At 62.1% G+C, this 23,063-nt stretch carries 15 protein-coding genes and 3 pseudogenes; 4 read left to right on the forward strand and 14 right to left on the reverse strand.

Features of this window, described 5'->3' with window-relative positions:
* Positions 1-170, reverse strand: a pseudogene (locus WB528_RS12040) (flagellin); the annotation flags it as partial.
* A 344-nt stretch (positions 171-514) separates the two neighbouring features.
* Here WB528_RS12040 and flbT point away from each other — a divergent pair.
* Positions 515-919 carry a flagellar biosynthesis repressor FlbT gene (gene flbT, locus WB528_RS12045; RefSeq protein WP_423888639.1) on the forward strand — a complete coding sequence of 135 codons (405 nt, stop codon included), beginning with the start codon at positions 515-517 and terminating at the stop codon, positions 917-919.
* Between the two features lie 30 nt (positions 920-949).
* Here flbT and WB528_RS12050 read toward each other — a convergent pair whose 3' ends face one another.
* The 6 genes from WB528_RS12050 to WB528_RS12075 all read right to left on the reverse strand — a co-directional run bounded on the left by WB528_RS12050 (position 950) and on the right by WB528_RS12075 (position 9,356).
* Entirely contained in the window at positions 950-2,428 is a 1,479-nt protein-coding gene (locus tag WB528_RS12050; RefSeq protein ID WP_423888640.1) for a pyridoxal phosphate-dependent decarboxylase family protein, read from the reverse strand.
* Entirely contained in the window at positions 2,425-3,690 is a 1,266-nt protein-coding gene (locus tag WB528_RS12055) for an ATP-grasp domain-containing protein (RefSeq protein ID WP_423888641.1), read from the reverse strand. The genes WB528_RS12050 and WB528_RS12055 overlap by 4 nt, the downstream gene beginning before the upstream one ends.
* A complete protein-coding gene (locus WB528_RS12060) occupies positions 3,680-4,459 on the reverse strand; it encodes a hypothetical protein (RefSeq protein WP_423888642.1) in 780 nt (259 codons plus the stop codon). Before WB528_RS12060 ends, WB528_RS12055 begins: the two co-directional genes overlap by 11 nt.
* A gap of 88 nt (positions 4,460-4,547) precedes the next feature.
* Positions 4,548-6,149, reverse strand: a complete 1,602-nt coding sequence (locus tag WB528_RS12065) for a tetratricopeptide repeat protein (protein WP_423888643.1) — start codon at positions 6,147-6,149, stop codon at positions 4,548-4,550.
* A 139-nt stretch (positions 6,150-6,288) separates the two neighbouring features.
* Positions 6,289-7,527 carry an ABC transporter substrate-binding protein gene (locus WB528_RS12070; protein ID WP_423888644.1) on the reverse strand — a complete coding sequence of 413 codons (1,239 nt, stop codon included), beginning with the start codon at positions 7,525-7,527 and terminating at the stop codon, positions 6,289-6,291.
* Positions 7,528-7,619: 92 nt separating this feature from the next.
* Entirely contained in the window at positions 7,620-9,356 is a 1,737-nt protein-coding gene (locus WB528_RS12075) for a CocE/NonD family hydrolase (RefSeq protein WP_423888645.1), read from the reverse strand.
* 402 nt (positions 9,357-9,758) lie between these two features.
* Here WB528_RS12075 and WB528_RS12080 point away from each other — a divergent pair, with 402 nt between their 5' ends.
* Together WB528_RS12080 and WB528_RS12085 are read left to right on the forward strand one after the other, a co-directional pair.
* Positions 9,759-9,902 carry a hypothetical protein gene (locus WB528_RS12080; RefSeq protein WP_423888646.1) on the forward strand — a complete coding sequence of 48 codons (144 nt, stop codon included), beginning with the start codon at positions 9,759-9,761 and terminating at the stop codon, positions 9,900-9,902.
* A gap of 71 nt (positions 9,903-9,973) precedes the next feature.
* A pseudogene (locus WB528_RS12085) lies at positions 9,974-11,635 on the forward strand (putative bifunctional diguanylate cyclase/phosphodiesterase); the annotation flags it as partial.
* A gap of 47 nt (positions 11,636-11,682) precedes the next feature.
* On the opposite strand, the gene WB528_RS12090 reads toward WB528_RS12085, so the two are convergent.
* The 7 genes from WB528_RS12090 to WB528_RS12120 form a co-directional block, all read right to left on the reverse strand.
* Positions 11,683-12,930, reverse strand: a complete 1,248-nt coding sequence (locus WB528_RS12090) for an ATP-grasp domain-containing protein (RefSeq protein ID WP_423888647.1) — start codon at positions 12,928-12,930, stop codon at positions 11,683-11,685.
* 2 nt (positions 12,931-12,932) lie between these two features.
* A complete protein-coding gene (locus tag WB528_RS12095) occupies positions 12,933-14,528 on the reverse strand; it encodes a hypothetical protein (RefSeq protein WP_423888653.1) in 1,596 nt (531 codons plus the stop codon).
* 160 nt (positions 14,529-14,688) lie between these two features.
* Positions 14,689-16,671 carry a beta strand repeat-containing protein gene (locus WB528_RS12100; protein ID WP_423888648.1) on the reverse strand — a complete coding sequence of 661 codons (1,983 nt, stop codon included), beginning with the start codon at positions 16,669-16,671 and terminating at the stop codon, positions 14,689-14,691.
* Between the two features lie 10 nt (positions 16,672-16,681).
* Positions 16,682-18,550: a flagellar hook-associated protein FlgK gene (flgK, locus tag WB528_RS12105; protein WP_423888649.1), complete on the reverse strand. Its 1,869-nt coding sequence runs from the start codon at positions 18,548-18,550 to the stop codon at positions 16,682-16,684.
* A gap of 37 nt (positions 18,551-18,587) precedes the next feature.
* Positions 18,588-20,396 carry a flagellar hook-basal body complex protein gene (locus WB528_RS12110; protein ID WP_423888650.1) on the reverse strand — a complete coding sequence of 603 codons (1,809 nt, stop codon included), beginning with the start codon at positions 20,394-20,396 and terminating at the stop codon, positions 18,588-18,590.
* 199 nt (positions 20,397-20,595) lie between these two features.
* Entirely contained in the window at positions 20,596-21,096 is a 501-nt protein-coding gene (gene msrB / locus WB528_RS12115; RefSeq protein WP_423888651.1) for a peptide-methionine (R)-S-oxide reductase MsrB, read from the reverse strand.
* A 116-nt stretch (positions 21,097-21,212) separates the two neighbouring features.
* The gene (locus WB528_RS12120; protein ID WP_423888652.1) at positions 21,213-22,679 is read right to left on the reverse strand and encodes an NAD(P)/FAD-dependent oxidoreductase; all 1,467 of its coding nucleotides are present in this window, start codon (positions 22,677-22,679) and stop codon (positions 21,213-21,215) included.
* 258 nt (positions 22,680-22,937) lie between these two features.
* Between WB528_RS12120 and WB528_RS12125 the strand changes: the two are divergent.
* Positions 22,938-23,063: pseudogene (locus WB528_RS12125) on the forward strand (histidine phosphatase family protein); the annotation flags it as partial.

Genomic DNA, 23,063 nt, shown 5'->3' on the forward strand with positions numbered 1-23,063 from the left:
GCGCGGTTGTTGAGGCCTGCCGCGGTGAAGAAGTTGGTCGGGTTGTCGAGGGCCGAATTGACCGCGTTGCCGGTGGCAAGGTCATTCTGGGTCGTTGCAAGCAACGAGGCTGTCGACTGCAGGGAGAGGAGGTTTTGGCGAACTGACGCCGAAAGAACGATACCGGACATTGCTGTTACCTTTCTGGTTTTCTCAAGTACCCGACCCTTCAGGCCGGATTACCGAGGCACCGTGGAAGCAAGCCCTCTAACAAAACCTGAATCCAATTCCTCCAATTCGGCCAAATACCTGAAAAACAAGACTAAAAACAGATTTTTCACTATATCGATTCACCATCCTCCCCCTTGAAATCATTGCACATTTTCGAGTCTCTCGCCGCGTTTACGAATTCTTAAGAGCGACTCGGAAAGACTGCGATTTGGCTACGATTGTTTGAGTCCGTCGCCGGCGTTCTGAGCGTTTAAACGCGCAAATTCGAACATCACTTCCCACAGGGCGGCAACGGAGAACAGGCATGGCGCTAAAAGTCGAACTCAAGCCACACGAGCGGATCATTATCGGATCCTGCGTAATCACCAACACCGATCAGCGCGCCCGCCTGCTGATCGATGGCGAGAAGATCCCGATCCTGCGCGAAAAGGATATTTTGACGCCCGAGACCGCCGATACGCCGGCCAAGCTCATCTATCTGTCGGTGCAGTTGATGTACATTTCGCCGGAGCCCGACATCAATCACGGCACGTACTTCAACCTGCTGCGCGAGCTCGTCACCGCGGCGCCGAGCATGTGGCCGATCATCGAGGGCATCAACATCAATATCCTCAGCGGCGACCTGTATCAGGCGCTGAAGGAAGCGCGCAAGCTCGTGGCCTACGAGAAGAAGCTTCTCGATCACGCTCGCGCCAAGCAGGCCGCCTGAGCTGATCGCTCAGTCCATCTGAAGTCGCGATCAACCCGCTGAAGCGCCCGGTGAACGCCGCGCGCCGAATTCAAGCACCGCCGCGACAAGCGCATCGAGATCGCCGACGTCGGTGCGGTGATTGACGATCGCGGCGCGGATCGCCAGCTTTCCGTCCAGCGTTGTGGTCGACGGCGCCGCAATCCCGGACTCCTGGATGTCGGCGACGATCTCGCTGTTGACGCGGTTGGCGTCATCCGCGCGATAACGGAAGCAGACGATGTTGAGTTGCGCCGGCGCCAATAGCTCCAACTGCGGCTCCGCCAAGACCTTCGCCTCGAGATAGCGTGCCAAGGCGCAAGTACGCGCGATCATGGCGCCCAATCTGTCAGTGCCGAACGCCTTCAACGTGAACCACGTCTTCAGCGCGCGGAATCCTCGCGACAGGTCCGGCCCGAGATCGCACGGCCAGGGAGAGCCTGCGGCAAGTCCTCGGGTTTCGCGGCGCAGATAAACAGCCGGCGCAGCAAAGGCTTCGAGATGCCGCTCGCTGTCGCGAACCAGCAGGAAGCCCGCATCGTATGGCACCTGTCCCCATTTATGAAAATCAAGCGCGACGGAATCGGCGGCTTGCAACCCGACGAGACGCGGCGCGAGCGCGGGCGAGAGCATCCCGAGCGCGCCGTAGGCGCCGTCGACATGAAACCATAGTTGCTCCTCGCGGCACAACGCGCTCAAGCCAGCGAGATCGTCGATCGCGCCAACGTCGACCGTGCCCGCGGAGCCGACCACGAGGAAAGGCCGCAAACCGATCTCGCGATCTCGCTTGATCTGGGCACGCATCGCTTCCACATCGACACGATGCGAGCCATCAACCGGCATGCTCCGCAACGCGTCGGTGCCGAAACCCGCAAGATCCATCGCTTTCGAAATGCAACCGTGGGCCGCCTTCGATGTGTAGGCCGTGAGCAACGCGCCCTCGCCACTGACGCCGCGCTGACGCGCGTCCGCGCCGAGCGCCGCCGTTCGCGCGACCCACACTGCCATGAGATTCGCCATCGACGTTCCCGTGACGAAGACGCCACTCGCTCCGAGCGGAAAACCAAGCATGGTCCGCGTCCATTCGGTGATCTGACGCTCGACTTCGATCGGAACATGATCGCGACCGCCGAGATTGGCGTTGAGTCCGGCGGCGAGCATCTCCGCCAGCGCGCCGACAACATTGCCGCCGCCATGCACCCACCCCATGAAGCCGGGATGAAGGTTGCCCGTCACATAAGGCGCGATGAAATTCGAATACTCGCGATATATCTCACCGAGCTCTCCGCCCTTGCGTGGAATCTCCGCGCGAAATCTGGCGCGAACCTCGTCCGGAATCGGACGCCAGACCGGCTGCTTGCGAATGTTGGCGACGTGATCGATCATGTCATCGAGCATGCGATGACCTAGCGCACGCAACTCATCCCAATTCTGCGGATCGAGCGTTTCGCCAGGCCCGATCGCCGGAGGTTGCTCGGGCGATGACGTCACGCCGCCGCCTCGCAGCGACGTCCGGCGCGGCGGTGTAACATCGCAGCGAAAGCATCGAACACTTTTCGCATTTGCGGCACCTTGTACGGAAAGACATCGGGCGGATCCATGTCGTGGACGATCGCCGTGTTGTCGGCCTCGAAGATCAACAATGATCCCTGTTTTGTTTCCGCGCAATCGACGGTGAAGTAATCAAGACCGATGCGCTTCGACAAGCCGGCAAGCGCTGCGCGGTGACGCTGCGCAAAACCGGAATCGAACGTTCGCATGAACGTCGCTTCCTCATTGCGCTTGTCGGCGCTGTCAGCCATTGCCGCATTGAGATACCAGATGTCCCAGCGACCGGCGATCGCAAGATGACAGGCGTAGGGTTGTCCATCGATGAAGACGATTCGATATTTGCGGAACAAGCCGTCGTCGCTTCGATAGTCGACAAAGCGCGAAACGAAAAATGAATCTTGCGGATGTTCGTCGAGATAATGCTCGACTGCAACAGCATCATCGAGCTTCGCAAGACCTTTGCCTGCATGCGATCCGAGCGGCCTGGCGATAACAGGAAAGGAAACGCCGGAAGATAGTTCGGAAGGCGCGAGTCTCGATTGCGAAAGCAGCGACAGTTGTTCGCGTGTGACGCCTATCGTCGGCGGAATCTCAAGTCCCGCGATTCCATCGAGCAGGCCGTGCAGCCTGTCGCGATCGAGATTGCCGATGAGTTGCGGCGGATTAAGCAGTGGCCGCGGCCAATGCGTCATCGCGTCAGCGATCTTGTCGAGCGCGTTGCGGCAATCCTCGGAGTCCGAAGCAATCACCATCGCCACGTCATGATCGGGCAACCAGTCGGGCCAGTCGATGTCGGGCATGACGTAGAGCGTCGTCAATTCGATTCCGCTGCTTTCCAGCAAAAATTCGATTGGCGTGTTGCTGCCGATGTCGGTGGCCGCCGCAAGCGCCAGCACACGCAACCGCGGCGGTTTTGCTGCGCAAGGCGAGCGGAACAATTGATGCGAAGAAAGAATGGCGTTCTGGATCGCCAATCCTGCTTCCTTGTCGCCCAGCAGTTGCGCGATCACCGAAAGGTCGAGCCCCTCGCCCGCTTCGATCGTGCCGTCAAGCAGGCGCGAGATCAGCCGCCGCCATAGCGGTCGAAGATCATGCCCCGCTTCGGCCGCGCGCGTCAGTCTGGCAAGGCCGATGCGTTCGGCGCAACGCGGCCGGGGAACGACGGATCGATGTGAAAGCGCAGCTTCCGGCTCAGGCCGCATCGGTCGCCAACACCGGGCTTGCAAATTGCGAGGCGACTTCGCCACGGAACACCGATGGCCCAACGTGGTCGAGGCGGCTCTGCAGATCGGCCCAGATCTCACCGCCGATATCGGTCCAGCGTTTGCAGAAGGCGAAATCCTCGCTCAGGTAAGTGCCGGTCGCCGGATCGATCATGCATTCGAACAGCGCGAAGCGGTTTGGGCTTCCTGCCAGCTTGTCGTGCGAGTGTTCGCGAAGGAATTGCAGCGGCGCATAATCGGGATGCGCGCACATTTTCTCGAATACCTGGCGGCGGATCATCAAGAAACCCGTTCCGGCATAGCGCACCCGCGTGAACCCGTTGACGACGGCGACATGATCCGGATCGTTGATCTCGAGCACATAGTCGAGCGCGGCCGCCGGTATGTTCGGCCGCCGGCCTTCGATGGCGCGCTGCGCCTTCTCCCAGTTCACGCGCTTGATCGGATAGACGCCGGCCACGACATCGGCGCCGGACTCGATCAGGCGAAACACCTGATCGGGCGTAAAGCCGATATCGGCATCCACGAACAGAAGATGCGTCGCGGTGGGATCGTCGAGAAACGCCGTCATCAGGTTGGCGCGCGCACGCGTGATCAGCGCATCGCCATCGCGCAACTCGACCTTGAGGCGAAGATTCGACAGCGACCGTACCGCGCTCTGCAGCGCGAAGATGGAGTTGACGTAAAGCGTGGAGACCTGGCCGCCGAAGCAGGGCGTGGCCACTACGAGGTGAACTGGCTCGGTCATGAGGCGCTCCCGCGGCTGGTGCCCAATCTGGGCGGCACCCGTGGCCGCAATTGTCACCAATCAGTAAACAGACGTGGTTAACGAAATCCTAACGGCCGATCCCCGCCCCTTCCCGAGCGGACATTTCATTGGCAAGGTCGTCGATGACGCTGTCCCAGTCGCCGAAAGCCGGCTGCCGCAACAGTTTTGCGGTCGGATACCAGGGCGTATCCTGCGAAGCGCGCAGCCAGCGAAAATCCGCCGCATGCGGCAGCAGGATCATGACCGGCTTGCCCATCGCGCCGGCAAGGTGCGCCACTGCGGTATCGACGGAAACGACAACGTCCAGCAACGAGATGACGGCGGCGGTCTCGGTGAAGTCCGTAAGCTCCGGCCCGAGATCCCTGAGGTTCGGCAGCCTCTGCAAGACGTCGTGGTCGGCATCGCGCATCTCGCGTTGCAGGCTGACGCAGGTGAACGGAAAATTCTCGAAAAGCGAAGCGAGTTGCGCCAGTGGTATCGAGCGATTGGCGTCGTTCTTGTGCATCGGTGAGCCGGACCATACGAAGCCGGCATGCGGACCGCTATTGCCAAGGTGGCCGCGCCAGTGGGCCAGGCGCGATGAGGGCGCGGCAAGATAGGGGATTTTGGCGGGAATGGTCGCGAGTTCAGTGCCGAAGGCCAGGGGGAGGCTGAGCAACGGACAATGCAGATCGAAGTGCGGCAGCTCGCAGCCCTTGGCGACGATCTCGATGCCGTCGAGCTGTGACAACAGCGACACCAGTTCCGGCTGCACTTCGCAAATCACCCGCGCGCCGGAACTCACGAGCAGCGGCGCATAGCGGATGAACTGAAGCGTATCGCCAAACCCCTGCTCGGCATGGAGCAGAATGGTCTTGCCGGAAAGCGGCGAATTGCCGAGCCATAGCGGCTGACGAAACGAGCGCCGCTTGTCGGCAAACGCGCCCGTCTTCCAGCGCCATTCATAAGCCTTCCAGCCGGCATCGAAATCGCCGAGCGTCAGATGAGCGAGCGCCGCCTCGAAATGAGCCTCGGGAAATTCCGGGCTCTTCTTCAACGCGGCCGCGAAGTCGGCCAGCGCCTCCTGCGGACGATCGAGCCGGCGCAGCGCATGACCGCGGTTGGTCAGGATTTGCGGATGGCCCGGCATGGTCGCGAGCGCCCGATCGTAGCTATCAAGCGCATCCGCCGGCCGGTTGAAACGCAACAGCGTGTTGCCGCGGTTGACGCGCGCGCCGACATGGGAGGAATTGTGCGCCAGCGCCTCGTCATAGCTTGCGAGCGCCTCATCGATGCGGTCGAGCGCGAGATAAGCATTGCCGCGATTGTAGAGGATTTCCGGATGGTGCGGGGTCAGCGCCAGCGCATCGCGATATCGCGCAATGGCTTCCTCAAAACGTCCGGCCCCATGAAGTGCAAGGCCGAGATTCGACGTCGCGTCGACCGACGCGGCATCGACCTTCAGCGCTTTGGTCAGAAAGCCGATCGCCTCGGCGTGACGCCCGCGCTGCAAGCGGATGAAACCCAGCAAATGCAGCGCGTCGAAATCGTCGCCGCGATGTTCGAGGATCGCGCTACACAGCCTTTCGGCCTTGTCGAAGTGCCCCTGCTCGAATGAGCTGACGGCCTGTCGCTGCAGACGCGCCAGGTTCGGCAGCCGCGCAGAGGCGCTATTCCATGGATGCGACAAACCCCTGCTCCAAATGCGCGCGGGCGCGTGGCCACTTTCGAATCATTTGCGCCCGCGAAGGCTATCATTTTCGCGACCCTTTCGGCTGAGGCCGCAACACGCGTCAACATGCGGTGACAGGCCCGCGGCGAGGCGGCTATCACTCCAGATATCTGGCTGGCGGATAATCGCGCGAGTAAACTGGATTGGCGAGGAACGCTTCCTTGCCATAGGTCCAGAACTGACTGACGTCGGGATAGGTCTTGAAAACCGAATTCACCAGCCGTCCGTCCTTACGCGTGACCTTGCGCAAATAGACGTTGCCAACGACGTTGCCGAGATCGTCAAACCTGACGGGCCCCCTCACCGTTTCGACGTTGGTTCCGCGGAGCGCCGCCATCAATGCCGGCCGATCCTCGACCTTGCCGTTCACCGCCTTGACGGCGGCTTCAAGCACCGCGCCGTTGACATAAGTACTCGCGGCATAGAATCCCGGATCATACCCAAACTCCTTGCGGAAGGCCGGCGCGAAGGGCCGGTTGGGCGGGTTATCGAGTTCGGCCGAATACCAGCAAGTCGTGATGATACCGAGCGCCTCATCGCCCATGTTGCGCAGCACCGCTTCGTCAAGCGCTGTCATGCCGCCGATAACCTGCATCCTGTCCTTCAAGCCGTACTCGACGAATTGCTTGAGAAAGCGAAAGCCGTTCGAGCCGGCCAAACCCAGAAAGACCGCATCCGCATTCTTCAATTGGGCCACGAAGCTTCCATAGTCCGGCACGGTCAGTGGCGGAAACAGCTTCTGGATAATCCGGCCGCCATTATCCTCGAAGACGCGTTGAAAGCCGGCGCACATTTCCTGGCCATAGGCGATGTCGTCGGCGACGGTGATCATTCGCTTGAACTTCAACTCCTTGGCGGCGTATTCGCCAAGCGGATGCGCGCATTGCGAGGAGGTTGAGGTGGCGCGAACGAACCAGGGATTGGGGTGGCGCTGGGTCATGTCTTCGGCGGCTGCGACCGAAAGCGTGGGCATCCTGTTTTGGCGGATGTAGTCGTCGATCGCCAGCGCCTCAAACGCGGCGAGCGGCCCGATCAGGCAATGCACGTCGTTCTTCTCCACCATCTCCTGCGTCTTGGTCCGCGCTGTCGCCGGAACCCCGCCAGTATCGCCGGTAATCAATTCGATCTTGCGGCCCGCCAGCATGTAGTTGCGCTCTTTCAGATACATGATCAGCGCGCGCTCCATGTCGATGCCGCCCGAAGCCAGCGCCCCGGTCTTGACCGTCAGTAGCCCGATCCGGATCGGCCCATCGGCGGCCCTCGCCCTGAACGTCGCGGCACCCGACAGGCTTACTCCGGCAATGCCGGATACAAATTTGCGGCGTGAAATCCTCATGCAATCCCTCCCCACAATCTTGTTAATGCCGACCGAAGCCTCTTTTGAAACCGGGCTTTCTGATCGCGAACGCCAACCCAACCGATCGTTGCCTAGCGAGGCGAGACGACCGGCAGCAAAATATTGCAACACCCCTCCCGATCGAGATGCAGCGTCGTTGTTCCCGCAAAGAGCCGGCGCGGCCGATCACGGGGATCATCGTGCAAGAAGGGGCCGCATCCCAACAGTTCGTTCTTGAAATTGGAAAGCTTTGCGCCGCTGCCCGCCTGCCACATGTAGTCCTTTCCACGCACGCTCAACGCGATGCGGCATCCTTTCGGCACGACGATCGACGTCGGCCACAATTCGACGGCGAGATCGACAGGTATTCCGGGTCGAAGCGGCTGTAGCTCATCGTGGCTATGGTATGGACGATAAGGTTTTGACAATTTCTCGTCGAGCTTGCGGTGCGAGGCGCGCAGCCACCCTTGTGCAACCGGCGTATGCGGGTCGATCGCACCAAGAAACGTGATCTCGCGCAGATCCGCCGTGAAGACACGGAACACGAGAAAGACGTCGGCATCCTCGGTGCTGGAAGAAACGCGCAGATTCGCGGCCATCGGGCCGGTGATCTCAGTTGCTTCCGAAAGCGGCTGAGACATGAATGTCAGCCCGTCGCCGTCAGCCGAAAAGCAGATCTCGGCCTCTTCGGACGGGGGCTCCAGGGAAAGAGTTTGATTTCGAGGATCAAGGTAGAACCTGGTCCAGAGCGTAGACGGTAGCGGCCAGTCTGCCTCATGCCGTTCGACGAATTTATCGACGTGACGAACCTGAAGCTGAACTTTTGGCTGATCGCCCCAGCCGTTCGCCTCACCCTTGAGATGAAAATCGAAAAACCGGCGCTGCAATTCGCGGCCATAGTCGGTGTAAAAATGCGTCCAGTGCTCCAGCCCGTGGCATTCGAGCCACTTCTGTTTCGAGGCGGCCCGAACAAAGCCTTCGAAATTACCCCGCGGATGCAAGCCCTGCCCGCCCCAATTGGCCGCCGACAGAAACGGCACCGTGACCTTGCTCCAGTCGGGCGAACGCGCCTTGTGGTAGTCATCGTCGAGCGGATGAGCCAGAATCTCGTCGCCGAAGCTTGCGCGATTACGCGCGAGTTCGTGATCGGACAGGGTCTCGTCACCGCAGACCAGCACGCCCGTAACGACGCTGCGTGGCCCCCTCTCGCCCAGGCCGTATTGCACGGTCTTGACCTGCATGTCGTACCAGTTGGCCCAGAACGTCGACAGGATGCCGCCGTGATGCGTCATGTCGCGATACCAATCCGCTGCCCCCTCCCAGATGCACATGGCCTTCAGATGGGGTGGCTGAAGAGAGGCGACGTGCCATTGGTTGATCGCGTAATAGGAAATGCCGTTCAGGCCAACATTGCCGTTGGACCATGGCTGAACGCCCGCCCACTCGATGCATCGGTAGAAATCGCGCGTCTCGCGCGGCGAAAAGTGATCGACATAACCCGGTGACCGGCCGGTTCCCCGGGAATCCACCCGCACACAGACATAGCCAAGCGGAACCCATTTCTCCGGGTCGACCACTTCCCAGTTCTGATATTTATTGGTCGATCCGAACGCGACGTCCGGGTGACCAGCGATCATGTTCTGCCAGGCGCTCGGATAGCCCTTCTGAAAGGAGAGTCCCTTCGCGTAGGGACCGTAAGTCAGAAGCACCGGCCATTTTCCCGGAACCCCGGGCCGGAACACGTCCGCCCGAACCACCACGCCGTCGTCCATGGTGATGCCGACATCCCAATCGATGAGCATGTTGTCTTGTTCGACCGGCTCGGCCATTCCCGACGTCCCTTCCCTGAGCGGATTTTTCGCCCGCCAAGGCGCCCCACGCACCGAAATCGGACCCCATCAAAGCCGCGTGGTGCCGAACATCTTGCAACTCTTTAACGGCAGCTTTCAAGCCCATCCGAAAAGTCTGCGAACACGTTAGGGCTGCAGCAAGCATAGAGATCGAATCGCGTGCAACCGCGTCAGGCTGACGATCGGTCTAACCAACTATTCAGGCGTTGCGAGTAGTTGGTTACCAGCGCAACGGACGGGCGCTATGGCAGAGAATATGCATTCGCGGCAGATCACCTGGAACCTGCAGGCACGCTGGAGTCCGACCGCGGACGATCCGGAAGTGGTCGCGCTCGTTTTCTGTTTCGGAACGCGTGAAGCGCCGACAGTGGGATCCTGACCGTGCACCGTCTGATCGCCAACCAGATCGCAAAGGCCACCGACGCTGCGGGTGTAGTCGACGTCGACAAGCTCGCAGCCTTGATCGACAGCGCCTATGACGAGTTCGATCGCGACAGCGCCGTACCGAGAGGTCGATGTCGCTGATGATCGAGGAAATCGACACCGTCAATCGCAACCTCGAACAGCTCGTCGCCAAGCGCTCGGCGGAGCTGCAGGCGCGGGAACGCGACTTGCAGGCGCAAAACGTGCGCTTTGATATAGCCATCAACAATATGACGCAGGGTCTCTTGCTGTTCGATTCGACCGAACGGCTGATCGTCAGCAACCAGCGGTACATGGCGATGTACGGGCTGTCGCCGGATGTCGTGAAACCCGGCATCGGCCTTCGCGACCTTGTCGGCTATCGCAAGCAGATGGGAACGTTCGACGGCGACGTCGACGAATACTGCGCCATCCTCTCCCGCGGCATGCTGGAAGGAACGACGAGCCACAATCAGACCGAGACGCCCGATGGGCGGACGATCCTGATCGTCAACAAGCCCGTTGCCGGGGGAGGATGGGTCGCAACCCACGAGGACATCACCGAGCGGCGGCGCGCCGAACAACAGATCAGGCACCTCGCCCACTACGACGCACTGACCGATCTGCCGAACCGCGCGCTGTTTCACGAACGGCTGGGGCAGGAACTCGCCCGCATCGCGCCTGACCAGCAATTGGCGGTGATCTATATCGACATCGACGAATTCAAGAACATCAATGACACGCTCGGGCACCAGGCCGGCGACGAATTGCTCAAGTCGGTCGCAGCCCGCCTCTGCCGCCAGGCCAACCCGAACGAATTTATCGCCCGCCTTGGCGGCGACGAATTCGCCGTCGTGCAGACCGCGGTTCGCAACCAGGCTGAAATCATCGGGCTGGTGACACGGATATTCGAAGCCATTCGCGCGCCCTTCGAATGCTTCGGCCATCTGGTGACATCAGACGCCAGTGTCGGCGTTGCGGTGGCGCCGCAGCACGGCTCCGGTCTCGACCAGATTCTCAAGAACGCGGATCTTGCGATGTATGCCGCCAAGTCGTCCGGCCGCCGGACCTGGCGGTTCTTCGAACCGGCGATGGACGCGCGGGTCAAGGCGCGCCGCGTGCTCGAAATGGACATGCGCCAGGCCCTGCTCGACGGCGCATTTGAAGTCTATTACCAGCCCTGCGTCAGCCTCGAGGACAACAGCATCACCGGGTGCGAGGCACTGGTGCGCTGGCGGCATCCCGAACGCGGAATGATCTCGCCCGTGGATTTCATCCCGGTCGCCGAAGAGACCGGCCTGATCAACGAACTCGGCGAATGGGTGCTCAATACCGCTTGCAGGGACGCCATGACATGGCCAGGCGAATTCAAGCTGGCGGTCAACGTGTCGCCGGTTCAGTTCAAGAGCGGCTCGCTGGCGCTCAAGATCGCGGCGGCGCTTGCGGTTTCGCGGCTTCCGGCTCGGCGGCTGGAACTGGAAATCACCGAAGCGGTTCTCATTCGCGACGACGAGGCGGCGCTGACGATATTGCATCAGCTTCGGGCGCTCGGCGTCAGGATCGCGCTCGACGACTTCGGCACCGGTTATTCGTCGCTGAGCTATCTGCAGCGCTTTCCCTTCGACAAGATCAAGATCGACCGCTGCTTCGTCAGCGACCTTGCTTCGCAAGGCGGCACCTCGATCGTGCAGGCGGTGGTGAATATCGCGGCCGCGCGCGACATGATGACATTGGCTGAAGGCGTCGAGACGTCCGAGCAAAGGGAGTCGCTTCGCGCGCTCGGCTGCTCGGAGATGCAGGGCTTCCTGTTCAGCCGGCCGGTGCCTGCGCCTGAGATCCTGCGGCTGTTGCAATCTCGCCCCGACCAAGCCGTCGCCTGACGACGGGCGGGAGCGAACAGCCTCTACGCCGCCTGCTCCCGGTCCGGCCTCGCGCGATCCAGCATGGCCGCAAAGGCGTCGAAAATCTTGCGCATCTGCGGCCCCTTGTAGGGAAACACGTCAGGCGAATCCATGTTGTGGACCACGGCCGTATTGTCGGCCTCGAAGATCAACAGCTCGCCGTTCTTGTTTTCCGCACAGTCGATCGTGAAATAATCGAGGCCAATGCGGCTCGCGACCGCGGCGAGTGCGCCCCCATGGCGCAGCGCGAAGTCGCCGTCGAAGTCGCGCATGAAGCGCTCCTCTTCGCGACGCTTTTCTGCGCTCTGCGCCATGCCCGCGTTGAGATACCAGATGTCCCAACGGTCGGCGATCGCCATGTGGCAGGCATAGGGCTTGCCGCCAACGAACACGACCCGGTATTTGCGGAACAGGCCGTCCGGGCTGGAGTAGTCGACGAAGCGGGAGACGAAAAATTCGTCAGCCGGCCGCTCGGCGAGGTAGCGCGCGATCGCCGCCGCATCGTCGATCCTGTCGAGACCAACGCCCGCGTGAGAACCGCGCGGCCGCATGATGATCGGGAATTTCAATTCGGCTGCGAGCGAAGAGATATCCGCCTGCGACTGCGCGACCGATAGTATCTCTGTGCGCGTTACACCGAGCGTCGCCGGAATTTCGAGCCCGTCGATACCGCGCAACAGGCCATGCAGCTTGTCGCGGTCCAGGTTGCGGACAAGGCGCGGCGGGTTGAGCAGCGGCCGAGGCCAACGCCCCGCAAGATCGTTGATCTTGCGCAGGGCTTCGACGCATTCTTCCGAATCCGAGGCGATCACGATCGCCACGTCGTGTTCGGGGAGCGGCGTCGGCAAATCGACGCCCGAGACGACATAAAGCGTCTGGAGTTCGATGCCGGAATTTTCAAGCAGGAATTCGATCGGCGTGTTGCCGCCCATATCGATCGCAGCCGCGAGCGCCAGCACGCGCAATTTCGGCCGCTCCGACGAACAAGGCGATCGGTACAACTGATGAGCGGCCAGAACTTCTGCCTGAAGCGCCAATCCCGTCTGCTTGTCGCCCATGAGCTGCGTAATCAGCGCGAGATCGAGGCCCTCGCCGGCGTCGGCCGTCCCGTTGGCGAGCTTGCCGATCAAGCGGTCCCGCAGCGGTCGAAGATCGCCGCCTTCAAACGCCATTCTCGTCAGCCGGGCAAAGCCGATCCGGTCGGCGCTCGGATAACGCGCGAGGTCGGCCGCGGCCATGTCACGATCCATGGTCAGTTCCACTGATTTGATTCAAGCAAGGCTTCGAGATGGGCGATCGCGGCGCCGGTGTCGTCGATCGTGCGTTGCAGGTTGCGATGGGCCACGTCAATGCTCGGCGACCACGCTTCCGAGACGAGACGCGCGCTCGCGCTGATCCGAAGCGCGGCCGGCGGCGACGGATCGCGCCCGAGTGCAACCGGCTGACCGATGAGACAGGCTTGCTTCGCCGATTTTGGATCGCCCGCCACGGCGTGGCCGGCCAGCGCGCGATAAATCGTCCGGCAGTCGGAAAGCGAACGAAGACCGTCGCCATGCCGGATCGTGAAGGAAAAGATCGTTCGCTGTGCCAGCTCTTCATCGGCGGCATCGAGCGGCCGAGCCTGCCAGGGCAAGAGATCAAGCGACGGCGATGCCGCGATCAATCTTTCGACCGCCCGACCGAAGGTCGTCAGCGCAGCTTTACGAAAGGAATCCGGCACGCGGTAATAGGCGCCGATCTCCTCGATCGCGGCCTCCCAGCGCAGCCATTGACCGAAATTCGTCCTGACCGGAAAGCGCGATCGCAGAGCCGGCCAGTTTTGCGGCCAGTCGCTACAGCTATTGTATTCGAGCAGTCCCGACGGAATGGCGCTGGCCGCATCGAGATGACGCGCGAAGGCGCCCGGCACCAGTATCGCGCCGCTGAAAGGCGGACCGGTGAAAAACTTCGATCCGGTGACGATGACCAGATAGCCCCGCTTCAGATATCGTTTGAGCCGCGCGCGGCCAAGGCGCATCTGGCAGGCATCGACGACGATCTGCACTTCGCCGGGCCAGCGCGCCGTGATCGCCTCAAGGCATGTATCGCTCGGCGCGCGCCAGCCGAACTTCGAGGAATCCATCACCTGAAGCATCACCTTGCCGCCGCGTGCCACGGCGCGCTCGACGGCGTCGAACACCATCAAATCGCTGGCGGTATGGCAACGGGCCGCGCCCGCCTCGTCGAACAGCGGGAGCGCGACGCTGGTCACCGCCTGAGCCAACCCCGCAATCGCCTCGCCCTTTTGAACCCGGCCGCCATTGGCCGTCGCCGCACTGAAGTGGCAGCCGCGCGCCGTGTTGACGGTTCCGCTGCCGGTCTGGTCGGCCGCCACGACCACCGTGACAAGCTCGGGGCTGAGCAACGTGCGTGCGAGAAACAATGCCTGGAGTTGCGAATCCGTGCCGGACGGCGAAAACACGACATCGGCGAGCGTGGGCGCAAGTCCGAGATGGGCCCGCAGCTCATCCCGCATCTCTTCGATGCGGTCATCGAAGGCAGCGTCGATCCCAACGTCGATCGCGGATCGCATCAGGCCTTCGCGCGCGGCTTGCGCGCGGTGATAGGCGCGTTCGGAAATCGACGTCGCCGTACTCGAGGAGAAGCTCAGCGTTTCCGGGCAAGGCGTTGGCTGACAACCATATTCGTTCAAGCCACTCGCTGGATTGATGAAGAGGCGGGAGTCGCCACCGGCGGCCAATAGCCGATCGAGCGGGGCGAACAGTTCGGCCATCGCGGAGGCCGACCGCGACCGGCTCGAGAGGCCTTCCGTCTCCCACACCTGAAACCGAACGCTACCGTGCAGCATCGCCAAGACCTCAGACTCCCAGGGACAATCAGCCGGGGCCGTAAAATAAGAGCGCGCCAACGGCAGCCAATGCGTTAACCCGCGTTAGGAGAAGTAAACAGCTATGGTTAACGAAAGCTTTATGGCGCTCAGCCGTAGGACGCCCCTCACGCGATCCTTATTAGCCGCCCGGCGGAAGGAAGTTGGTCAGCGTCAGCTTGGACAGGATGGAAGTCGTCTGATAGGACGCGCTCAACGACGTCTGAAGCGCCAGAATCTCGCTGGCTACCTGCTGCGTCGAGACCGTCTCCGTCCCGTCGATCATGTTCTGCAACTGAGTCTGGGTCTGCGTTTGCCGGGCGCTGGCCGCCTTCATCGTGGTCTGGGCATTAGCGAGATCGGTCTGGATGTCCGAGATCTGCTGCTGCCCCCGCTGCGACGTCAGGTTGGTCGCAATGCGGGTGCTCAGCGCCGCCGCTTGCGCGGCCGAATTGGTACCGGTCGGCGATTCCGTCAGGGCGGCATAGACCGCCGTGCCCTCCAGCTGCTGGCGGATGGCCTGCTCATTGGCCTGAAGGCCGTATTGAACCGAAATCCCTGAATCGATCAGCGCCGTGGACGAAGCACGCGGGTCCGGCGAGTTGTTTCCGGTGTACCAGGCGACCGTGTCGGCCGATCCGTTGACGAGTTTGGTAGCGCTGCTCAGCGGCGAGCCGGAGACGCGCAGCGGCGGCTGGATCGCGCTGATGGTTGTACCTGACGCGGTCGTGGTCGCGGTGCCGGCGGCTTGCGAGAAGCCCAGCGCCGCGAGGGCAGCTTGCGCGTTCGGATCCGAGGACGAGGCCGAGATCGAGAAATTGGCGGCGTTTGGCGCGTTGATCGTGACGGCGCCGCCGTCGATCGAGGATGGCGTCGTGGTGCCGGTGATCGAGTCGATGGCCGACAGCAGGTTGCCGACCGTGCCGGTGGTCGGGTTGATATTGTAGGTCGGCCCCGTCAACGACGTGGCTGAGGAGGTCGAAAACGTAACGGTCGTGCCGTTGACCGTGATCGCGTCGACGTTCTGAAATCCGGTCGAGAGCGAGGCGGTTCCCGCCGCACCCGACAGCAAGGTCGCGCCCGTAATCGGCTGCGGCGTCGCCTCCTGGTCGTTGGCGACTGCTCCGGTTGCGCTGCTCGACGGATTGAAGAAGTCATTGCCGGCGGCCACGGCCGACGCTGCGACCAGCGTCGTATTGGCCAGCTTTCCGATCGCCGTGTTCAGCGCGGTGTTCAAATTCTGAGCCGTCGTGCCGGGATCGGGCGCGCCGGTCCCCGTTGTTGCGATCAAGAAACTGCCCGTTGGCGGCGGATTCTGGGTCGTCGCCGTCAACGTCACCGACGAAGTCGTACCATCAGGGAGATTGAAGTTGAGCGTCACCTGATCACCGGGATTGGGGTTGGCCGGAAGGCTGAACGACACCGAGGCCGGCGAACCGGAAGGGCCCGTGACCGTCGCGCCGGTCAGGCCCGACGACACTGAACTCAGCTTCAGACCGAATGGCGAGCCAGCCGCATCTTCGGAGACCGAAAACGTGCCCGTGCTAGTGGGTGCCGTTCCGGTGACGGTCGTCGATGAGATCACCAGGCGGCCGAGCCCGGTGGTACCGTCGGCCTGCGCGCGTTCGGCGATAACCTGCTTTAGCCCAGCCTGTGTCCCGTTGCCGTTGAGGATCTGGTCGGCAGGAGCGACCGACGGTGTATTGATGGCGCTGCCGGAAAAGATGTAGCGGTCGCCGACCTGGGTGTTGAGAATTCCCACCATCGAGATGAACTGGCTCTGCGCATTTGCCTGCCCGATGGTTTGTCCGGTGCTGTTGATATCCTGCGACGTGGTGGACGCGTCGCTCTGCACCGTGGTGGCGATGCTCGTCAGCGACTGCAACGCGGTGTTGGCGGCGCCGATGATCGTATTCACGTTGGTGATGGTGTCGCCAAACGCGGAGATATTCGAAAGTTGCGAGCGCGCCGCGACCGCGAAGCCTTCATTGATGCCCATGCCGGCATAGGTGGTCGATTTTTCGCCGGTCGCGAGTTCCGTCGAAAGGTTGGTGAGCTGGTTGTTGAGGTTCAGCACCGCCTGGCCGAACAGCGAACCACTATAACCGATACTGTTGATACCCATATTGATTGCCCTACAACTGCATTTGCATCAGGGTAGTCATCATCGACTGTACGACCGACATGCAATGCGCATTGGCCGCATAGGAATTTTGCAACGCGATCAGGTTCGACATCTCGCTGTCGATGCTGACCTGGGAAGTGGAATTGAATTTTTGCTGTAACGTACTGATGACGACGGCCTGGCCCTGCTGCAAGCTCGTGGCCGACGAGGCCGCATTGGCCTGAAGGCTCAGGAACTGCTGCAAGTAATTGCCGATCGTGCCGTTGAATGGCGCAGTCTTCGAACCAAGGCCGGATTGCGGCAAGAAGGTGGATGTGGCGGAGGTCAGTTGCGAAAACAGGAAATTGGAGCGCGTGTTGTCGCCGGCCGGCGTTTGCGGCGAGTTGTTGAAAACCGTCAACGCCGCCGGGTCGGCGAGCAACGCCGAATTGACCTCTATGCGGCCTGCGAGTCCCGTCAATTCAGAACCGCTGCCGGTGATGGCCCCGGTGTAAGGCGAACCTGAGTCAGTAAACACTGCCAGTTGCGGGTTGCCGCTGGTCAGCGACGTCACCGTGGTCGTCGTGGAGGCCGAGTTGACCTTCACGTTGTCGGCCGAACTCGCGACGACCTGCAGCGTGTTGCCGGACGGATTGGAGAATTGCAAATGGGTCGCGCCGAGTGACACATTTAGCTGCGGCGCCACCGAACCGGCGCCGCCGGAGATATTGACCCCGATCACCTGTGGGCTGGTGCCAGTCGGGCTCGCCAGCGGCAGCGCGCTTGGATCGGTAACGGCGACGACCTTCACCTGCTGCTGCTGGCCCAGGGCATTGGTGTAGGTCAGATTGATCGAGTTGCCGGCCTGCAGATTCGACAGATCGACGGTAAACCCGGACGTCAAGCCCGAAGAGACCGGAGTGCCCTGCGTCGTCAGGTCGGACAACGAACTCGACATCGACGCAGCGAGTTGGTCGACCTGGTTCTGCGCCTGCACCAGCGTCTGGTCGCGCAACTGGATATCGGCCGCGATCCGCCCCGAGCTGATCACATTGTTGGCGATCGCATCGATATTGGCGCCGTTCGGGAGCTTGAGCGTCAGCGTACCCACGCCGTTCTGGGTCGGATTGGCGCTATAGAGCGACGTCGCGCTCAGTGTTCCTGCCGATGAGAACGCGAATTGCGAGGCCTGGCTGCCGCTCACCAGCTGAACGCCAGTGTTGGTCAGGACGCTGACCTGATTGGCGCCGTCGGTCACCGCCTTGACGTCCATCAGGCTCGAGAGATCGTTGATGGCGCTGTCGCGCTGATCTTCCAGCGTGGCGGCAGAAGGATCGTTCGGACCCAGGCCCTCCAACTGCGTATTGACCGAGGCAATCTTGCTGAGATCGGAATTCGCCTGGTTGACCGACGTTCCGATGTCCTGTTCGACGTTCGAGCGCAGCGTCTGGATGCCCTGCGACGTCGCATTGAGCTGCTGCGCCAGCGTCTGCGCCGCGCCCAGCGCCGTGGTCTGCCCCGACAGGCCGCCGGGGTTGGTCGACAGCCCCTGCAACGCGCTGGTGAAACTGCTGAAGGCGGTTTCCAGCGTGCCGGTGCCTCCCGGCGTGCCATAGACGCTTTGCAACTGTCCGAGGATGTTCGACATCTGGTCGGCGAAGCCGGATCCGCCGGTCTCGGTGCGCAACTGGTTCTGAATGAACACATCGAGGTCGCGTGTGGCGCCGTTCACCTGGACGGTTGCGCCGCCGGTCCCGGCAGACAATTCGCTCTGGTTGGCGGTCTCGGCGATATAGCCCGGCGTCTGGGCGTTCGCGATATTTCCCGACGTGATCGCAAGCGCGGCCTGGTTGGCGCGCAGGCCGCTCATCGCAGTGGCAAGGGCAGAACTCAAACCCATCTTTACCCGCCTTGAATTGGGTTACGCAGACACCCGATCAACGCAGCACGCTCAGCAAGCTCTGAACCATGTCGTTGGCCGTGGTGATCACCTTGGTGTTGGCCGAATAGGCCTGTTGTGTCACGATCAGCTTCGTGAACTGGTCGGCGATATCGGTGTTCGAACCTTCGAGCGATGAACCCGCGATCGTTCCCGACGCGCCCAGGATCGCCGCACCGGACTGTTCGGTCGCCGCGTAGGCTTGACCGTCGAGCGCTTGCAGGTAATTCGTGCCGTTGAAGTGCGACAGCGTGATCTCGGCAAGGTCGATGTTCTGGCCGTTGGAGAACGTGCCGACCACGAGACCAGAATTGTTGATGGCCACAGACTGGAGCTGGCCGGCGGCAAAACCGTTCTGCGTGACCTGGCCGATGGTCGCCGCGCCGGTGGTCGACGCGAATTGCGACAGCGCGCCGGTCGAAAAATTGAGCGACACGTTTCCGACTTGCTGACCGTTCACCGTGAGATTCGGGATCGAGACGCCGCCGCCGGACGGACTGGTCAGGACGCCGTTTGAGTTGAACGTGAAATTGGTGCCGACATTGGTCCAGGCCGTCTGGCTGCCGGTGGCGCCCGAGTCGCTCTGGTAGAACAGATTCCAGGTATTGGTGTGCCCGGCGCCAAGGCTGGCGCTATCCGTCATTGCCCAGCGGAGCTGGACGTTTACCGGCGTGCCGGCCGAGTTGTACACCGTGATGGCGCCGCCGCTGATGCTCTCATTGTCGAAGGTGGTCACATCGTTGCCGGTCACCAAACCGGTGCCAACCGACCCGCCGCCGGTGCGGGCCGCCGACGGAAGGCTCGAGAAACCGAGCTCCGAAAAGATGCCTGCGGTATCGCTGGTGACCTTGAGATCGTTGGCGGTGCCCGTATCCAGCGTGACCTGGCCGTTCGTGATGCTGCTGGCGTTCGTCGTGTTGGCGGTGATCTGGTCGATCGTCGTCAGCAGATCGCCAACTGTGCCGCCGGTGGTGTCGATATTGTAGGGCGGGGTCGTTGTGGTGGCGCTGTTGGAAAACGTAATGGTCGTTCCGTTGACGACGACGTTGCCGCCGCTAATCGGCGTGGGCAAGGCGCTGAGCAGCGTTGCAGTGGTGATCTTGTTGGCCGAAGCGTCTTGGGCCGTGTTGCCGGTCGTGGACGCGTTGACGAAGGGCTGCGCCGGCGTGCCCGCCACCACGGGGTTGTTGACGCCGAAATCAGCCTGGTTGAGGCCGCCCGCGGCGGTGATTGTTCCGGCCGTAGCGTTCGGACTCGCCACCGTCACCGGTAGCGTCGGCAGGTTGGCGGCATATTGGATCGCGGTCGTCGCCTGCGCCGGAACGAAGTTGTTGTTGAAATTGAGAACCGTCGGCACGTTGCCCGTCGGGTTGCCGGTTTTCGGGTCGACGTTGACGCCCATCAGATAGTAGCCGGAGCTGTTGACCAGGAAGCCTTGGGCGTTGACCTGGAAATCGCCGGCGCGGGTGTAATCGGTGACGCCATTGAAGGTCGGCGTGTTGTCGACGGTGCCGGTCGGCTTTTGCACGTTGAAGAAGCCGTCGCCATTGATGGCGATGTTGGTCGCAACTGTTGAAGACGAAACCGTACCCTGCGTGGTGACGGTCTGTTGCGCATGCGCCGTGACGCCGCCGGCCACCTGTTTGTCGACCGTCAGCGCTTCCGGGATCAGATCCTCGAAGCTCGTATTGATGCCCTTGTAACCGACGGTGGAGGCGTTCGCGATGTTGCCGGATATGTTCTGCAATGCGAAGGATTGCGCCTGAAGGCCACCCACTGCCGTGTTCAGTGCGTCGAAGATACCCATAACTTTGTCTCCACATTCGATCCCACGGGCCGCGGGGCGGCTTGCCCACGCATGGCCAGCGTCGGAGGAGACGTCGCAATCGCCGTGCCAAAGGCGACGGTCGAGTTATTTCAAGCACTTAAACGAAAATGCCCCGGTCCTGGGACCGGGGCACATTTGCCGGGCGGGCAACAATTGCCGGGAGCAAAGTTCCGGAAAGCTAGCTCGCGGTCGGCGTCGCAGCGTGGAATTGCAGCGCATAACCATCCATGCAGTAGCGCAAGCCGGTCGGCTTCGGACCGTCCTCGAAAACGTGGCCGAGATGGCCGCCGCAGCGACGGCAATGCACTTCGGTACGCAGCACGCCGAAGGTGCGATCCTGGTGGGTGCCGACGGCATTTTGCAGCGGCTGATAGAAGCTCGGCCAGCCTGTGCCGCTCTCGAATTTGGTCTCCGACGCAAACAGCGGCAGGTCGCAACCGGCGCAGGCAAAGGTGCCCTTGCGATGCTCCTTGAGCAGCGGGCTGGTCCACGGGCGCTCGGTGCCTTCCTTGCGCAGGATTTCATATTGCTGCGGCGTGAGCTGGGCGCGCCATTCCGCGTCGGTCTTTTCGATTTCGAACTTCTCCGCGGCGCGGGCGGGCTCGCCGCGCAACCAGCGCAGGGCCGCAAAGCCGAACAAACCGGCGGTGGTCGCAAGCAGGATACGGCGATCGATCATGGTGGTCTCCGTGCGAAGCGGGAGGTGTCTACGGTTCCAAATACGGGCGCCAACCGTGAAAGTTACACCCATCTGGCCGCCAATTTCTCACTTTCTTGCGACCGATAGTCTGCGTCTCAGGCGCGCCCCTCGCCGGGGCCGGCCGCGACCGACGCCTCTGGACGATCGGGGGGCGGACGGTCCATGCGCGGCGGTCTCGGATTGGGTTGCCCGGGCGGCGGACGGGGCCGCGGCGGCCTTGTTCCGGCGAGCCGGTTGGCTTCGGCCAATCGCGCTTCGCGGATCCGCTCCTTTTTGCGCATCCGCTCGCGGTAGCGGGCCAACGCGCCGGCGGCAGCAGAACTGCCGCGCGACCACATTCCAATCAGGTGACCGGCAACGCGCCCCGCCGCGCCGCCCGCCCACACCAGTTCGAACGGCGAAAACAGCCGCCAGCGTTCGTCGCCCCACAGAATGCTGCGGGCGATCAGCTGGCCCGCCATCGCAGTCGTGCCCAATCCCTGCCGGCCGAAGCCGCTCGCCACCCAAAGGCCTTTGCGCAACTGGCCGATCTGCGGCATGCCGTGCACCGTCTGGCCGATGGCGCCGCCCCACACGTCGGAGATCGTCACCGGCCCGAGGCGCGGGAAAATCGTGCGCATGCGGCGTGCGATGGCGGGCGCAAATCGCTGAGGGCGGGCATCCCAGGTGGTTTCCGGGCTCGCCCACATCAGGCGATCGCCATCAACGACACGGAACTGGTCGATACCGTCGGTATCGGTCACCGATCCCTTGAACGCGATCACCTCGTCAAGGCGCGCGCCCAGCGGCTCGGTGATGCCGGCGTAGCGCCAGACCGGCAGTAACGTCTCCGACAGGCGCCGCAACGGCGCGCCGAGATGAACATTGCCGGCGAGAACGATGTGCGAGGCGCGCAAGCGCGCCGATGGCGTGACGATGCGCTTGCGGATCCCGGATGCGTCGATGCCCACCACCGGGGTATCCTCGAAAATCCGCGCACCGGCACGTTTAGCCAAGGCCGCCAGGCCATGGACATACTTGCGGCCATCGATCTGGAATGCTCCAGGAAAATAGACGCCGTGGAAATAGCGATCGGTCTTGATCTGGGCGCGCACCTGATCGACTTGCCAGCCCTCGACCTCGGTATCGAAATCCTCTGCCAGCATTTGCAGTTGGCTGATCAGGCGATCTCCGACATCGACGTTGGAAACCTCGAGCGCGCCCTCGGAGACCGAAATTCCCGGCATCGACTCTTCAGTCGCTTGCGCGCGGACATATTCGGCGCCCTGCTTCGACAATTCCCAAAGCTCCTTGGCATCTTCCAGCCCGATGCGCGCGATCAGGTCCTTGAGCGCAAGGTTGTAGCCCGGCATCACCGTGCCGAGCAGGGCGCCGGAGGCACCCCAACCGATGTGACGGCCCTCCAGCACGACGACGCTGGCGCCGAGGCGCGAAGCCTCCAGAGCTATCGTCAGACCGGCAAGCCCCCCGCCGACCACGCAAATGTCGGCATCTACGTCGAAAGTCAGCCGCGCGCGGGTGGTATCGGTCCCGCTATCTGTTCTGGTAAGGATATCGCTCATATCGTTTTCTTACGGGATCGATCCAGCGCTTGTCACCTTGTCCTTGGCCGCAACAGTCGATTAATTCGCTGGCGTGGCGGTTCAAAAGTCCGCATCGATGTTGCCGCGCGTCCGTCATGCGGAATTTTGAACCCAGGCCACACGAGATCAATGAGTTTTGCTAGTGTCCTGTCGATTCCGAAGTTCGAAACGCGGCTCCGCAAAATGCCACGAACTTCGGAATCGGGACACTAGTGCTGAATCGAATCGGAATTCCTCATGCGCCGTTTGATGCTGTTTCGGCACGCCAAGACCGAACCTGACGCGCCCAGCCATCGCGATGAAGACCGCCGGCTCGACAATCGCGGTCGCCACGATGCGGCCGAAATCGGCGGCTGGATTCGC

Origin of the sequence: Bradyrhizobium sp., from assembly GCF_049586575.1 — a bacterium.
Classification (GTDB): domain Bacteria; phylum Pseudomonadota; class Alphaproteobacteria; order Rhizobiales; family Xanthobacteraceae; genus Bradyrhizobium.

Coding starts and splice junctions, on each gene's coding strand:
- flbT (WP_423888639.1), top strand. CDS start 515: ATGGCGCTAAAAGTCGAACTCAAGCCACACGAGCGGATCATTATCGGA.
- WB528_RS12055 (WP_423888641.1), bottom strand. CDS start 3,690: ATGCGGCCTGAGCCGGAAGCTGCGCTTTCACATCGATCCGTCGTTCCC.
- WB528_RS12060 (WP_423888642.1), bottom strand. CDS start 4,459: ATGACCGAGCCAGTTCACCTCGTAGTGGCCACGCCCTGCTTCGGCGGC.
- WB528_RS12070 (WP_423888644.1), bottom strand. CDS start 7,527: ATGAGGATTTCACGCCGCAAATTTGTATCCGGCATTGCCGGAGTAAGC.
- WB528_RS12075 (WP_423888645.1), bottom strand. CDS start 9,356: ATGGCCGAGCCGGTCGAACAAGACAACATGCTCATCGATTGGGATGTC.
- WB528_RS12090 (WP_423888647.1), bottom strand. CDS start 12,930: ATGGATCGTGACATGGCCGCGGCCGACCTCGCGCGTTATCCGAGCGCC.
- WB528_RS12095 (WP_423888653.1), bottom strand. CDS start 14,528: ATGCTGCACGGTAGCGTTCGGTTTCAGGTGTGGGAGACGGAAGGCCTC.
- WB528_RS12100 (WP_423888648.1), bottom strand. CDS start 16,671: ATGGGTATCAACAGTATCGGTTATAGTGGTTCGCTGTTCGGCCAGGCG.
- flgK (WP_423888649.1), bottom strand. CDS start 18,550: ATGGGTTTGAGTTCTGCCCTTGCCACTGCGATGAGCGGCCTGCGCGCC.
- WB528_RS12110 (WP_423888650.1), bottom strand. CDS start 20,396: ATGGGTATCTTCGACGCACTGAACACGGCAGTGGGTGGCCTTCAGGCG.
- msrB (WP_423888651.1), bottom strand. CDS start 21,096: ATGATCGATCGCCGTATCCTGCTTGCGACCACCGCCGGTTTGTTCGGC.
- WB528_RS12120 (WP_423888652.1), bottom strand. CDS start 22,679: ATGAGCGATATCCTTACCAGAACAGATAGCGGGACCGATACCACCCGC.